The following is a 13,974-nucleotide window of genomic DNA, read 5'->3' on the forward strand; positions in this document are numbered from 1 at the left end:
CTCCGAGCGCGGGGCGGGCCGCTGACGGCTCACAGCCGTCAGCGGCCCGGGGCCACCGTGCGGTCCTGTCAGTGGCGTACGGGAGCCGGCGAGTCGCTCCGGTTGCCGTCCACGGGGGCGGGGACGGTGCCGGCCACCGGCATCGCCCCGAGCCTGCGGCGCACTCCCGCGACGAGCGTCGACGCCGTGAAGGCCGCGCCCTGCACGAAGCGCATGGCGGGGCCGAAGCCCGACGCCGTCACCAGGCCCGCGAGGAACAGGCCCGGGTGGGAGGACTCGAAGCCGTGCCCGACCTCCGGGGAGCCGTCCGGCAGGGCCGCCAGCGAGCCGCGCAGCTCGGGGGCGAGCAGCCCGAGCCGGTCACAGCGTGCCCGGAACCCCGTGGCGGCGATGACGTGTTCGGTCTCCAGGCTGCGCGGCGCGCCCGTACGGCTCACCGTGTCCAGCCGGACCCCGCCCGGCACCGCGGACGCCGCGGCCACCTCATGGCCCGGCAGCAGCTCCACCACACCCTCCACCCGGTCCCGCACCCACCACGCCCCGGCCGGTCCCAGCGCCGTGGTCGCGATCCGGGCCCGGGTCGGCTCCGGCAGCCGCCGGAAGAGACCCGGGCGCTCCGCGTAGAACCAGTTCCGCCAGCCGGGGCCCAGGCCGCTGTGCGGGGAGCGGGCCGACTGCCACCAGGGGCGCTCCCAGGGCGGCGGCACGTCGTTCCACACCAGCTCCTCCGCCCGGGCCAGCACCCGCACGCGCGTGCCTTGTTCGGCGAGCAGCGCCGCCGTCTCCAGGGCCGCCTGGCCGCCGCCGATCACGGTGACGTCCTTGCCGCGGAAGCGGTCGAGGTCGCTGTGGTGGCTGCTGTGCGTCACCAGCGCGGGGTGCAGTCCGCGCAGGGCCTGCGGTACCTCGACGAACGGCATCACACCGACCGCCAGGGCCACCGCCCGCGCGTGCACCTCCTCCCCGTCCTCGGCGACCGCCGTGAATCCGCCGGGCCCGGCCGACACGCGGGTCACCATGCGCTCGTCCACGCCCGGTACGGCGTTGCGCGCGAACCACAGGCCGTACCGCGCGAACGCCTCGACCGGGATCGGCTTCGCATGACGCGCCGTCAGCCCCTGCTCCGCGCAGTAGACGTCGAGGCGCCACCGCCCGGCCGGGTCGGAGAGGTTGGACGCCCACGGCTCCGACTTCAGGAACATGCCGCGGGGCATGTTGTCGCGCCAGGACGCCATGGGCCGGCCGAAGACGCGCAGGTTCAGCCCGGCGGCCGCGGCGTGGGACGCGATCGACAGGCCGTACGGGCCTGCGCCCACCACCAGAAGGTCGTACACCATCAACTGCTCGCTTTCTCGTTGTCGGTCAGGGAGGGCGAGGCGGCCCGGGGGATCAGCGCAGGCGCCGGCGCCGCCGGGGTCGTCGTGGCCAGCCGTTCACGCAGCCGGCGCGACACATGCCGGCACCACAGGGCCCACATGACCCGCCCGGGGGAGCGGTCGTCGGCGGCGTACCAGGCCAGTTCGCGGTCGCGTCCGCCCGGCGCCGCGCTCAGGGCGGCCAGCGGCGCGTAGTTCTCCACCACGAAGGTCCGCCCGGCCAGCGGCGACCCGTCCGGCTGCGGACGGCCCGTCATGTCCAGGTGCAGGGCCCGTACGACGTCCAGGCCGGCGCTGTCCGCGAAGAGCCGGAACTGGGCGCCGGTGCGCGGGTTGAAGTCGAGCAGGTGGTAGCGGCCGGTCGTGCCGCAGCGGCGGAAGTCGAGGTCGAGGATGCCCCGGTAGCCCAGCTCGTCGGTGAGCCGCTCGGCCAGCGCCTGCACCTGGGCGTTGGGCGTCCAGCAGCCCACCGCGGTCAGCCCCGCCCCGCGCGGCCAGGCCAGATGCTTGCGGCCGGGACCGCCGCCGCGCAGGGTCCCCGCGTGGTCGGCGTAGCCGTGGAAGAACCAGTCCCGGTCCGGCCCCGGTGCCAGATACGCCTGGAGCAGCAGCCGGCTGCCCGCCTCGCCGGTGCGCAGGAACAGCTCCCGGGCCTGCTGCACGGAGCGCACCAGCGTCGTGCTGCGCAACCCGCTGCCGGCGGGCAGCAGCCAGGGCCGGCTCCATTTCGCCACCACCGGCAGCCCGAGGCGCCGCATGGCGTCGGCGACCTCCGCCGGGCTGTCGGGGACCAGGGTCTCCGGGTAGGGGACGTCGACGGCCGCGCACAGGGCGGCCAGTTCCGCCTTGTCGGCGACGCGCTCGGCCAGGCCGTCCGGCGTCGCCGGCAGCAGGTAGGAGGGCGCGAGGTCGTCCCGCATCCGGCTGACGGCGATCGCGGTCGCGTCGTCCATCGGGATCAGGACGGCGGGCCGCCCGATGTGGTCGGCCACGCGGCGCAGCACGGCGAGGACGTCGTCCGGCGAGGCCCCCGGGAGCGGCGGGGAATGCATATGGCGTACATAGCGTGACGCGCCGACGGGACTTCCCGCGGAATCCGCGACGACGTGTACGTCCACGCCCGCCCTGCCGAGCGAACGGGCGGCCCCCAGCGTTCCGTGGTGAAAAGGGTTCCGGTCGATCCGCATTACTACAGCGGGGACGCGGGTGTCGAGCAGCGACACGAATTCTCTCTTTCTTTTTCCATCGGCTCACCCGCGCGGGCGAGCCCGGCACTCGAAAGCCGCAACGGCGGTGGCGTCATGGGCTTTTCTATGACTGACTTCATATGACTGCCCGTCAATAACAAATGCGGGGGCAGTGGTCCGGACGACAGCGAAGAATGGAGCAGGCATGGCCCCACAGCACAAGCGGGCCGGGGTCCGCCGGCTGGCCCTGGGGGCGGTGGCGGTCGCCGCGTCGGCCGCCATGGCGTCCGGCCCCGTGGCCGGGGCGGGCGTGGCGCGAGCCGCCGAACCAAGGGCTCCGGCGCCGACCCCACCGCCGCCGCCCGTGCCCACGCCCTCGGCCCTCGCGTCGCCCGCCGTCCCCCAGCCGTCCGTGCCGACCCCGGCCACCACCACCCCGGCGGCGGCCGAGCCTGCCCCGGCCTTCGGCGTCTTCCTCAAGTCCGACGCCCGCGGCGTGGCCCGGATGCCGCTGTTCAGCCACTGGCTGGGCGGTACGGAGCTGCGCGCCGGCCACACCTATCTGCCGGGCCACCGCTGGCGCGACATCGAGGGCGCTCCCGGATTCCTGGACGTGTGGGCGCACTGGCGGAACCAGAAGGCCGACCGGATGCTCGTCCTCAACGTCCCCATGCAGGAGCGCAACGAGGAGGGCGTCTCCGACAGCGAGGTCCGGCGGCTGCTGCAACGGGGCGCGGCCGGCGAGTTCGATCACCACTTCCGGATCCTCGCCGAGCGGCTGGTGGAGTTGAAGGTGCCGGACACCGTCCTGGTGCTCGGCTGGGAAATGAACGGCACCACGTACACCCATCGCTGTGGGCCGGACCCGGAGGCCTGGAAGAAGTACTGGAACAGGATCGTCACCACCATGCGTTCCGTGCCGGGCCAGAAATTTCGGTTCGATTTCACGCCGAGCCGTGGCCGCGACGCCGTTCCCTGGACGAAATGCTATCCGGGGGACGACACGGTGGACATCATTGGCATGGATTCCTATGACCAGCCTGCCGGGATGTCGTTCGAACAACAGGTGAAAGAGCCCTACGGGTTGCAGGACCACGTGGATTTCGCCAAGGCTCACGGCAAACCCATTTCCTATCCGGAATGGGGGCTCTTCCGCAACGGTGACAATGCCGATTACATGCGGAACATGCTCGCCTGGATGGAGGAGCACAGACCGCTCTACAACACGCTGACCGACTACTGCCCGCACGGCGTGTGGCAGTGCGGGGCCAACCCGAAGTCGTCCCAGCTCTACCGGTCCACCCTGTTCGGCCGTACCGACCAGGCGACCCCGCCCCTCGAGCCCACGCCGAAGCCCACCCCGCCCGGCACGGCGACGCCCCCGGCGGGCTGCACGCCGCTGGACCTGGGGAGCTGGGTGGAGGAGTGGCTCGGCGGGAAGCTCTGCCTGCGCTTCGACTGGTGGTAGTCCGGCTGATGTGACGAGGCCCGCCGCCGTCACCGTTGTCCGCGGACATCGACGGCGGCGGCCGGGCTCGGCACCGAGGGGGCCGGGGCGGGCTCCTCGTCCTGGCCGTTCCTGCGCGGCCGCGCCAGCAGGGCCAGTCCGCCCAGCAGACCGCCCGCGCTCGCGCCGACCAGACCGGTCACCGCCGTCGACGTGGACGTCGGCTCGCTCGGCTCGACCGCCCGGGAGAACTGCACGAGCCGTACGTGGGTGTTGCCCCGGGTGTCGTCCGCGTGCCGGGTCAGCGAGCGGGTGACCGCGTTGGCCATGTCGACGGCGAGGCCCGGCTTCGAGGAGGTGGCCGAGACGGCGACCATCGGCGCGTCCGGCGATGTCGCCGCGCGCACACTGCGCTGCAGGGTGCGCACCGGCACACCCGCGTACACCTGCGCGTCCCCGAGCACCGCGAGCTGTGTGGCGACCCGGCCGTACGCCTGGGCGAACCCGAGGGCGGCGTCCGGCGAGGACTTCCCCGCGGGTACGGCGATGACGTAGCTGGTGGCCGTGTACGTGGCGGGGGTGAGCAGGCCGTACGAACCGCCGAGCAGGCCCCCGGCGAGGGTGCCGGCCGCGACCACGGACCACAGGGGAAGCCCCTTCAGACGAGCCAGGGGCAGGCGGCGCTGACGGATCGGAGTGTCGGTCATGAGGAGTTGGCTCCCGGAGAAGAGGGGGATGTGGAACTGGAGACCGCTGCCGCGTACACGTCGGTGAGACGGGCCGCGCAGTGGGTGATGCCGTAGTGCCGCGCGACCTCCGAGGCCGTGCGCGGTCGGGCACCGGCCGCTCTGACCTCGGCGATCGCACGGGCGTATGCCTCGGGGCCGCCGGTCACCCGCCGGACACCGGCGGAGGCGGGCGGCCGTACGTCCTCGATGGCCGGGCAGGAGGCGTAGAGCACGGGCAGGCCCGCCGCCAGTGCCTCCACGGCCGCCAGGCCGAAGGCCTCCTCGGTGGACGGGGAGGCGAGCAGGTCCATCGCCGAGGTGAGCGAGGGCAGATCGGGTCCTGACGAACCGTCGGGCAGGTAGGGGCGTTCGCCGGTGAACACCACACGCCCGGCCACACCGGCCTCCTGAGCCGTGCGGCGCAGGAAGGGCTCCTCGGGGCCGCCGCCCACCAGCAGCAGCCAGTGGTCCTTCGGGAGCAGGGTGAGCGCGCGCACCAGGACGTCGAACCGCTTCCCCCGGCTGAGCCGCCCGACGCCGCCGACGACCCACGCGCCCTCCGGCACGCCGAGTGCGCGGCGGGTGTGCTCGCGCCGCTCCGCGTCGAAGCGGAACCGCTCCAGGTCGATGCCGTTGGGGACGACCTCGATGCGCGGCGCGGGCACGCCCCAGCGCTCCAGGCGGCCCGCCACCGTCGCGGAGACGGCGACCGTCGACGAACCGACCCGCTCACTGGCGAGGTACAGCCGGCGCACCCCCGCCGTCAGCCTGCGGCCCTCCATCTGCGAGTCGCCCAGGGAGTGCTCGGTGGCGACGACCGCCCGGACCCCGGCGAGGCGTGCGGCGAACCGCCCGTAGACACAGGCCCGGTACAGGTGCGTGTGCACCAGGTCGTAGCCGCCGGCCCGGATCAGCTTGACCAGCCGGGGCAGCGCGCCCAGGTCGCGGTTGCCACCCATGCCGAGGTGGGTGACCCGGACCCCGTCGGCGGTGAGGCCCTCGGCGACCGCCCCGGGGTTGGTGAGCGTCACGACGTCGCAGTCGACGGGCAGATGACGCAGCAGCAGCCGCAACTGCTGCTCGGCGCCGCCGACACCGAGCCCGGTGATGATGTGCAGAGCCCTCATCTCACAGGCCCTCCACCGGGCGCCTGCGCAGCCGGTGCAGACGGTGCTTGAGGTGCAGGCGCACGGCCGTGTCGTTCTGGCCGACGTGCACACGCGGCAGGGCGTGCGGACCGGTCAGCGGACCCGGGTCGATGGCGCAGGCGTAGGTGTAGCCCGCTTCCCGTACGGCCTCGACGGCGCGGGCGTCGACCGTGCCGTACGGATAGCAGAAGCCGTCGACCCAGGCGCCGGTGAGCTCCGTGAGCAGCGCCCGGCTCTGGCCGACCTCCGCCCTGAGGGTGAGGTTGTCGGCCCGGGTGAGGTCGACGTGCGTCAGTCCGTGCGAGCCGATCTCCACGCCCTCGGCGGCCGCGTGCCGGATGCCGTCGGCGGTCAGCAGCGGCTTGCGCGGGCCGAGCGGGTCCCAGGCGTTGTCGCCGCCGAGCCGCCCGGGCAGCACGAACAGGGTCGCGCGGCAGTCGTAGCGGCGCAGCAGCGGCAGGGCCTCGGTGACGAAGTCGGCGTACCCGTCGTCGAAGGTGAGCCCGACCAGGCCGCGTGCCTCGCCCCGGGCGCGGGCGGCGAGCAGTTCGGCCACGGACACGCCCCGCAGCCCCCGGCGGCGCAGCCACGCCAGCTGCCGGTCGAGCCGCTCGGGCGTGACCGTGATGCGGTACGGGTCGTCGGAGCAGTCGCCCACCGAGTGGTACATCGCGACCCAGGGGACGGGGCCCTTGTGCGGGGCCGGGGGTCTGCCGGTGTCGAGGGAATCAACGGAAGCGGCCATGTGTGAGCCTTCGTGTGACGGCGCGTAGGGAGCGCAGAGCGGACGCGGGGCCCTGGGCACCGAGGGCCCAGGTGAGCGGAACGAAGACGAAGGTCACGGTCAGGAAGCCGGCCGCGAGGCCCGCCGCCGGGGAGTCCGGCAGGCTCGCGGCGAACGCCCCCGCGAGGGTGGCGACGGCGGCCGCGCCCGCCAGCCTGCCCAGCTCGGCCAGGACCTGCGGGACCCGGACCGAGACGCTGTGCGGGCTGTCGCTCCGGCCCGTGCGCAGCCCGGCCAGCAGCAGGGCGGCCGTGACGGTGATGCCGAGGGCGTTGGCGGCGGCGATCCCCGCCACGCCGAAGGAGTGCACGGTCGCGGCGCCGACGAGGGACGTCACGACGATGCCCGCCGTCATCGCGCCCAGCGGGTACCAGGTGGCCCGGCCCGCCGAGAAGTAGGAGCGCACGAGGGCCCCCACCAGGGTCTGGCCCAGCAGTCCGAGGGCGTAGACGCGCATGACGTCCGCCGTCGCCGCGGTGTCGCTCGCGGTGAACGCGCCCCGCTGGAAGAGCAGTTCGATCATCTGCGGGGCACAGGCGATCACCGCGCACATGCCCACCAGCACCAGAGCGGCGGCCAGCGCCAGATCCCGCTCCACCCGGCTGCGGGCCCGTGCCGTGTCGCCCTCCGCGAGCGCCCGCGCCACCACCGGGAAGGTGACCGTGCACACCATCAGCGACAGCGTCATCGGGATCTGGGCGACCTTCTGCGCGTAGTTCAGATGCGAGATGGCGCCGGCGGGCAGACCGGAGGCGAGGAAACGCTCGGCGAGGACCTGCGACTGGCGGCACAGCGCGAAGAGCAGGACGGCGGCGACCAGCGCGACCTGCATCGGCCGCTCCTCGACGACGGACCCGGCCTTCGCGAGCGGCTGGGCGGGAGAGGCCAGTCGCCGCCACAGCGCCGGCACCTGCACCGCCACCATCAGACAGCCGCCCGCCGCCACCCCGAGCGCGGCGGAGCGCACGCCCCAGCCCTCGCCGAGGAGGAACATCGAGGCGATGATGCCGGTGTTGTAGGCGACGTAGATCGCCGCGGGCGCGAGGAAGCAGCGGTGGGCCCGCAGGGCTGCGCTGCAGTACCCGGCGAGCCCGAAGGCCAGCACACAGGTCGCCGTGATCCGGGTGCAGTCGACGGCGAGCCGCGGGTCGGGCAGGCCCGGTGCCAGGGCCCGGACCAGATAGGGCGCGGTGCCGGCGACCAGCACGGCCACCGCGGTCAGGGCGAGACACAGCCGGGGCAGGGTGGCGCCGACCAGGGCACGGACCGGATCGCCCGGGGCGCCCCGGGCGCGGCGGGCCAGCGCCATGCTGAACGCCGGGATCAGCGCGATCGCCAGCCCGTCCTCGATGAGCAGCGTCGCGGCGAACTCCGGCACGGTCCAGGCGACCAGGAAGGCGTCCGTGTCGCTCCCGGCACCGAACAGCCGCGCCAGCGACTGGTCGCGCACCAGGCCGAGCAGCGAGCCGGCGATGGACAGCGCCGCCGTCACCAGCGCGGCCCTGGCCAGGAAACTCCCGGAGGCGGGCGAGGAAGCCGAGTCCGTCGCTGGCGAGTCCGCCGACGCCGAGCCCGTGGATGCCGAGTCCGTCGCTGGCGAGTCCGCCGGCGCCGAGCCCGTGGATGCCGAGTCCGTCGCTGGCGAGTCCGCCGGCGCCGAGCCCGTGGATGCCGAGTCCGCCGGCGCCGAGTCCGCCGGCGCCGAGCCCGTCGACGCCGAGTCAGCCGGCGCCGATGCCGGGTTCGCCGATGCCGGGTTCGCCGATGCCGATGCCGATGCCGATGCCGATGCCGGGTCCGCCGACGCCGACGCCGACGCCGACGCCGACGCCGACGCCGACGCCGGCGCCGAGCCCACCGGGCCGGCACCGTCTCCGGCCGTGACGCTGTCCCCGGCCGTGACGCCGTCCCCGGCCATGACAGCCGCACCGGCCCGCGCCGGGGGCACGGTCGCCGCGTCGTCCGTCTCGGGACCCGGGGTCTGCGAAGGCACCACCGTCATCGCGCCATGGCCTCCTCGGCGCGCTCCCGCACCCCTGCCCGGGGCAGGCCGGCGACGTCCGCACGCGCGTCGCCTGCCAGCGCCCACCACGCCACGAGCCCGATACCCACGGCGATCAGCACGGTCGAGGGACCGCCGATGTCGCCGTACGCGAAGTCGGTCAGCAGCCAGATCAGCAGTCCGCAGGCGACGAGCCCGCAGTCGAGCCCCGGGCCGCGGTCGCGCACGCGCAGCAGCCGCCGCACCCCGCACACCAGCAGCGCCAGCCAGCTCCCGGCGAGCGCCAGCAGCCCGATCAGGCCCTGCTCGCTCAGCACCAGCAGATACATGTTGTGCGGCGACAGCAGCGGCTGCCGCTGGTACGCCACTCCCGCGCCGTCGGTCTCGCTGCCCGACGACAGCGCCAGCGTGGCGTGCCCGTCCCGGTACTCGGGAAAGCCCTTCAGTCCGACGCCGGTCAGCGGATGTCCGCGCCAGATGTCCGTGGCGGACGCCCACAGGGTGTACCGGTCGACGACGGACTGGTCGGGGGTGTCGGCGACCTGGGCGATGCTGTCGATCCGCTGCTGCAGCAGCGCCGAGCCCACGCCGAAGCCGCCCACCAGGATCACGCCCGAGGCGACCGCGGCCGCGGCCACCTTGAGCGCGCGCCGCCACCCGGTCAGCACGAGCTGCACGGTGCAGGTCAGGGCGGTCGCGATCCAGGCTCCCCGGCTGAAGGAGAGCGCGAGCGGCAGCATCAGCACCAGCGCGCACCCGGCGCCGGCGATCCGCTGCCGTACGGACACCCGCCCGAGCGCGATCCCGACCGCGCACACCAGGCCGAGCGAGACCGCCGTCGCCATGCCCATCACGTCCTGCGGCCCGAAGGTGCCCACCGCCCGGATGTTCGCGCCCTGGTAGGAGGCGCCGGTGCGGGTGACGAACTGGTGGACGCCGACGGCCCCCTGACACAGCCCCAGCCCCACGAAGGACCAGGCCACCAGCCGGAAGCCGGACCGGTCGCGCAGCAGGAGCAGCACGGCCGCCGGGACGAGGACGAAGGTCTGCAGATACCGTCCGAGGCCGGTCAGCCCGGCCTCGGCCGAGAACGCCCCCATGGCCGCGAGCGCGAGCCCCACGACCGGAAGCCCCAGCACCACGGCCGCGACGGGCGACAGCGGGCGCCGCCGCTCGCGCAGCAGCCGGATCACGCAGTACACGACCACGAGCCCGGAGAGCACATCGGCGGGCCCCGCGCCGTCGGGCGTGCGCGGCAGGGCCAGCAGGGCGGGTACGGCCATCACGGGCAGGGCCGGCGTCAGCGCGAGAAGACGGCGGGGGAGCGGTGTAATTGCGAGGCTCACCCTTCAGCTCCCCGTCGGACGTACCACCGTGGCCGCGGTGCGCAGCAGGATGCACACGTCCTGCCACAGGGACCAGTCGTCGATGTAGGCGTTGTCGAACCGGCAGCGGTCCTCGATCGAGGTGTCGCCGCGCAGCCCGTGGATCTGGGCGAGTCCGGTGATGCCGGTCCGCATCCGGTGGCGGACCGCGTAGCCGGGGTAGGTCTGGCCGAACTGTGCGACGAAGTAGGGGCGTTCGGGCCGCGGGCCGACCAGGCTCATGTCGCCCCGGAGCACGTTCCACAGCTGGAGCAGCTCGTCGAGCGAGGTCCGCCGCAGCATCCGGCAGAACCAGCGCATCTCGTTCTCGTTCGCCACGCTCCACCGGGTCGCCGACTCGTGCTCGTCGACCGGGCGGTGGGTCCGGAACTTCAGCAGCGTGAACGGCTCCCCGTCCTTGCCGATGCGCTCCTGCCGGAACACCACGCCCGGCCCGTCGCTGAGCCGCAGCGCCACGGCGAAGGTCAGCAGCAGCGGGCTGACCAGCAACAGCAATGCCCCCGACACCAGGATGTCGAGGGCCCGCTTGCCGGTGCCGCCGTGCCGGGCGGGGGACAGGTCCAGTCGCCTGCAGGGGAATCCGGCGAGGCGCTCCCGTGTCGCGTACGACGGGGTGCCGGCGTCGACCTCCCAGACCACGCAGCCCGATGCGGCCAGCGCCCGCAGCAGCGGCTCCTGTTCGGCGCGTACCGAGGGGTGCGCGGCGAGCACCGCCCGCACCCCGTTCTGGATGACGGCCCGCTCGACCTCCTCGGCGCTCGTCAGCACCGGCAGGGTCTCGGTGCCCTCGGGCTGCTCGGCGACGATCCCCACCGGCCGTACCCCGCACCGCGGTTGACGCAGCACGGCGGCGGCCACGCGCTGCGCGGTCCCGACCGGGCCGAGGACGAGCGCGGTGTGCGGGTGGCGCAGCAGCGCGGCCCGCCGCCGCGCGTGCACGGCTCCGCGCAGCACACAGCAGGCCGTCGCCTGCAGCGCGAGCCCCGCGAGCACGGTGCGCAGGGACAGCGCGTGCTCGGGCCGGTACGCCGCGAGGAGCGCCGCGAGCGCCAGCCAGGCCACCGCGATACGGCCGCACACGGCGGGCAGTTCCTCCAGCAGCCCCGGTACCGGCGGCCGCCCGTCGCGCCGGCGCAGCAGCAGCGTCAGGACGATCAGCAGGAGGACGAGCAGCATCTGGCGCGGGGCCGCGGCGAGCACCGGCGCGCCCGCCAGGGCGGCGGCGCCGTCCGCGGCGAGCAGTGGAAGGGGCGAGGCCGGGCGGGCCGGGCGCCGTGGGGCGGACAGCCGGAAACCGGTGGCGGGGCCGCGCGGCGGCATGACCGAGACTGGTGAGGATCCGTGCTCCCGTGGCGGTACGCCGGGGGAGGGCACGGTGCGTTCGGCGGTCACGAGTGGATGGACTCCCTGTACTCGGTGGTCTCGACGAGCTGCGTCGTCCGGTTCGCCTCGGCGCCACGCCCGGTGTCGAGCCGCCGACCGCGCTCGGCGCCGGTGGTGGCGGCGGTCCAGGGGCCGAGCAGATCGCGGTAGACGTCCGAGACGGCCTCGGCGGTGTGCCGCACGTCGTGGGTCGACAGCACGTGCCGGCGGCCCTGGTCGCCGAGCGACTCGCGCAGCAGCGGGTCGGTCAGCAGCGCGGTGACGGCCCCGGCCAGCGCCGCCGGGTTCTCCGGTGGGACCAGGCACCGGGCGGAGAAGGCGGGCGGCAGGCTCTCGCGGGCACCGTCGACGTCCGTGACCACCACGGGCCGCCCGCAGGCCATGGCCTCCAGCGGCGCCAGGGCCATGCCCTCCCAGCGGGACGGCAGGACGACGAGGTCGGCGACCTGGTACCAGGGGGAGGCGTCGGCGACGGCTCCCGTGAACACCACGGACTGCGGGGCCTCTTCGCGCAGCCGGTCGTGGTCCGGCCCGTCGCCGACCAGGACGAGACGGGCCTCGGGCACCCGCCGTACGACGTCGTCCCAGGCCCGCAGCAGGACGTCCTGCCCCTTCTGCCGGCACAGCCGCCCCACGCACACCACGAGCGGTGCCGCCGGGTGGACGCCGGTGAGCGGCGGGAGCCCGGAGCGCACCAGGCCGGCGGTGGCCGGGTGGAAGCGCTCCGGGTCGATGCCGTTGGGGACGACGGTCCAGCGGCCGGTGATCCTGGCGCCCATCCCGGTGGCGCGTTCCGCCTCGCTCACACACACCGTGCGCGAGGCCCAACGCGCCCCCCAGCGCTCCCACATGAGCGCGAGGGCCGCGGTGCCCCCGCCGACCGCCTCGAACGACCAGGCGTGCGGCTGGAAGACCGTCGGGATCCGCCCGCGCACCGCGAGGCGTCCGGCGAGTCCGGCCTTGGCGCTGTGCGCGTGCACCAGATCGGGGCGCACCTCGTCGATCACCCGGGCCAGATGCCGTACCTCCCGGACCAGCGACGTACCCGGCGACCGCGTCGCGTGCCAGTGCCGTACGCGCGCCCCGAGCGTGCGCAGTCTCGCGGTGAGCACGCTGTCGGGGCAGGCCACGGTGACGTCCAGGCCGTCCGAGAGCTGTGCCGCGACCAGATCCGTCACGACGCGCGCCACACCGCCGTCCACCGGTTGGGTGAGATGGAGAACTCTGGGGTTGGGGGCGGTGGATGACAGATACATGTGCGCGGATTCCTCGCTCGCGATGGCGTTCGGGGCGGGCGGCGACGGACTCATCGCCGGGCGTCTACGGCGACGAAGAGCACGCCGGCCCATGCCGCGTCCTGCTGGGACTGGATCCGGAAGGTCGCCTGGTCGCCGCCCTGCTGCAGACCGCTGCCGAGATCGAACACATCGGAGTCGTAGCCGAGGGTGTTGGCATGGGCGGGCACACGCGACGCGTCCGCCCCGGGCTCGCTGATGGTGGAGTTGAGGACGTCGTCGCGGGGGTTGGCGTTGTTGGTGAGAGCGGTCGCGGACTGGCCGGTCGCCACGGTGAACGAGTCGCCGCCGGTGCCGCGGTCGCCGTTGTACGTCACCAGTCCCGCACGGCCCCAGGTGCCCGCGGCGAAGCCCAGGCCGGTCACACGGACCTCCTGGGCACCGGACCTGAGCGGGGTGAAGCCGTCCCAGACCGCGAGGTGCCGCTGCGGCTCCGAGGGGTTCTCGTAGGCCACCACCAGCGTCCAGCCGCCCCAGGCACCGGCCGTCGACCTGCCCATGGCGATGTTGATCTGCGCCACGGTGTACAGGCCCGAACCGCCCTCCCGCACCAGCCGCGTCACATCGGCCGAGGCCTGGAAGGCGTCCATGCCGTCCAGCACGCGGTGGCCGACCAGCGTGTCGGCGAGCACCTGCTTGTACTCCCCGCCGGGTTCGGCGATCAGCACGCGCCCGTTGTCCTCCGGCGGCTTCTGCTCGCCCACCCGCAGATTGCCGCCCCAGTAGAGACGCGCGTACGTCACCCGGGAGCCGCTGGGCAGGCGGACCTCGGAGCGGGAGGAGTTGTAGGTGTTGGGGTCGCGGTCGACGTCGACGTAGAACATGTCGAAGTCCCCGTTGACCGCCATACCGCCCGCCTGCGCGTCCGGGCACGAGGGCCGTTGGGCGGCGCGGCAGGTGATCGAGGCGTTGGCAGCGCGTACGATGCCGCCGTGCTGGAGCGCGCGGTACCGCTCGGCGAAGGCGAGGCTCTCGGCCTCCGGCGAGGGCGCGGCGGCCGGCGCGGCGGCGGGGGAACTGCTGGCTGCCCACATGGCGGCAAGGGCGAGGACGCCCACGGTCGCGCGGCGAAACAGCGGGCCCAGGGAATGGCGCATGACCGGTCGTTGCCCTTTCGGAACAGGTGGCCGTGGCAGCAGCGCCACGAGTGCGATGTGTCCGCGCTGAGGAGTGCGTCGGGCGGTTCGCAACTCTAGTCATCAATCGGACATAGTCGATGAAATTCGGTGAAGTCTGACA

At 74.2% G+C, this 13,974-nt stretch carries 11 protein-coding genes; 1 reads left to right on the forward strand and 10 read right to left on the reverse strand.

The window, feature by feature from the left end:
• Positions 1-68: 68 nt before the first annotated feature.
• Both KJK29_RS24515 and KJK29_RS24520 read right to left on the reverse strand, forming a co-directional pair.
• Positions 69-1,337 carry an NAD(P)-binding domain-containing protein gene (locus tag KJK29_RS24515; protein ID WP_215121283.1) on the reverse strand — a complete coding sequence of 423 codons (1,269 nt, stop codon included), beginning with the start codon at positions 1,335-1,337 and terminating at the stop codon, positions 69-71.
• Entirely contained in the window at positions 1,337-2,599 is a 1,263-nt protein-coding gene (locus tag KJK29_RS24520; RefSeq protein WP_215121284.1) for a carboxylate--amine ligase, read from the reverse strand. Before KJK29_RS24520 ends, KJK29_RS24515 begins: the two co-directional genes overlap by 1 nt.
• A gap of 169 nt (positions 2,600-2,768) precedes the next feature.
• Here KJK29_RS24520 and KJK29_RS24525 point away from each other — a divergent pair, with 169 nt between their 5' ends.
• Positions 2,769-4,031 (forward strand): glycoside hydrolase family 26 protein, encoded by a 1,263-nt coding sequence (locus tag KJK29_RS24525; protein WP_215121285.1) that lies wholly within the window; start codon positions 2,769-2,771, stop codon positions 4,029-4,031.
• Positions 4,032-4,060: 29 nt separating this feature from the next.
• Here the strand turns inward: KJK29_RS24525 and KJK29_RS24530 are convergent, their stop codons facing one another.
• The 8 genes from KJK29_RS24530 to KJK29_RS24565 are packed head-to-tail and all read right to left on the reverse strand — an operon-like array spanning position 4,061 to position 13,832.
• Positions 4,061-4,717 carry a YveK family protein gene (locus KJK29_RS24530; RefSeq protein WP_215121286.1) on the reverse strand — a complete coding sequence of 219 codons (657 nt, stop codon included), beginning with the start codon at positions 4,715-4,717 and terminating at the stop codon, positions 4,061-4,063.
• Entirely contained in the window at positions 4,714-5,865 is a 1,152-nt protein-coding gene (locus KJK29_RS24535; RefSeq protein ID WP_215121287.1) for a glycosyltransferase, read from the reverse strand. The genes KJK29_RS24530 and KJK29_RS24535 overlap by 4 nt, the downstream gene beginning before the upstream one ends.
• Before the next feature lies 1 nt (position 5,866).
• Positions 5,867-6,631 (reverse strand): polysaccharide deacetylase family protein, encoded by a 765-nt coding sequence (locus tag KJK29_RS24540; protein ID WP_215121288.1) that lies wholly within the window; start codon positions 6,629-6,631, stop codon positions 5,867-5,869.
• A complete protein-coding gene (locus tag KJK29_RS24545; RefSeq protein ID WP_285439956.1) occupies positions 6,615-8,672 on the reverse strand; it encodes a lipid II flippase MurJ in 2,058 nt (685 codons plus the stop codon). The genes KJK29_RS24540 and KJK29_RS24545 overlap by 17 nt, the downstream gene beginning before the upstream one ends.
• The gene (locus KJK29_RS24550) at positions 8,669-10,018 is read right to left on the reverse strand and encodes an O-antigen ligase family protein (RefSeq protein WP_215121289.1); all 1,350 of its coding nucleotides are present in this window, start codon (positions 10,016-10,018) and stop codon (positions 8,669-8,671) included. Before KJK29_RS24550 ends, KJK29_RS24545 begins: the two co-directional genes overlap by 4 nt.
• A gap of 3 nt (positions 10,019-10,021) precedes the next feature.
• Entirely contained in the window at positions 10,022-11,449 is a 1,428-nt protein-coding gene (locus KJK29_RS24555) for an exopolysaccharide biosynthesis polyprenyl glycosylphosphotransferase (protein ID WP_215121290.1), read from the reverse strand.
• On the reverse strand, positions 11,446-12,696 hold the full coding sequence (locus tag KJK29_RS24560) for a glycosyltransferase (RefSeq protein WP_215121291.1): 1,251 nt from the start codon (positions 12,694-12,696) through the stop codon (positions 11,446-11,448). Before KJK29_RS24560 ends, KJK29_RS24555 begins: the two co-directional genes overlap by 4 nt.
• A 50-nt stretch (positions 12,697-12,746) precedes the next feature.
• The gene (locus tag KJK29_RS24565) at positions 12,747-13,832 is read right to left on the reverse strand and encodes a DUF3344 domain-containing protein (RefSeq protein ID WP_215121292.1); all 1,086 of its coding nucleotides are present in this window, start codon (positions 13,830-13,832) and stop codon (positions 12,747-12,749) included.
• Positions 13,833-13,974 lie beyond the last annotated feature (142 nt).

Source organism: Streptomyces koelreuteriae, from assembly GCF_018604545.1.
GTDB lineage: Bacteria > Actinomycetota > Actinomycetes > Streptomycetales > Streptomycetaceae > Streptomyces > Streptomyces koelreuteriae.

Bases quoted from the DNA above. Each gene is read 5' to 3' on its own strand.
- KJK29_RS24565 (WP_215121292.1), bottom strand. From the start codon at position 13,832: ATGCGCCATTCCCTGGGCCCGCTGTTTCGCCGCGCGACCGTGGGCGTC.
- KJK29_RS24525 (WP_215121285.1), top strand. From the start codon at position 2,769: ATGGCCCCACAGCACAAGCGGGCCGGGGTCCGCCGGCTGGCCCTGGGG.
- KJK29_RS24530 (WP_215121286.1), bottom strand. From the start codon at position 4,717: ATGACCGACACTCCGATCCGTCAGCGCCGCCTGCCCCTGGCTCGTCTG.
- KJK29_RS24545 (WP_285439956.1), bottom strand. From the start codon at position 8,672: ATGACGGTGGTGCCTTCGCAGACCCCGGGTCCCGAGACGGACGACGCG.
- KJK29_RS24515 (WP_215121283.1), bottom strand. From the start codon at position 1,337: ATGGTGTACGACCTTCTGGTGGTGGGCGCAGGCCCGTACGGCCTGTCG.
- KJK29_RS24540 (WP_215121288.1), bottom strand. From the start codon at position 6,631: ATGGCCGCTTCCGTTGATTCCCTCGACACCGGCAGACCCCCGGCCCCG.
- KJK29_RS24560 (WP_215121291.1), bottom strand. From the start codon at position 12,696: ATGTATCTGTCATCCACCGCCCCCAACCCCAGAGTTCTCCATCTCACC.
- KJK29_RS24535 (WP_215121287.1), bottom strand. From the start codon at position 5,865: ATGAGGGCTCTGCACATCATCACCGGGCTCGGTGTCGGCGGCGCCGAG.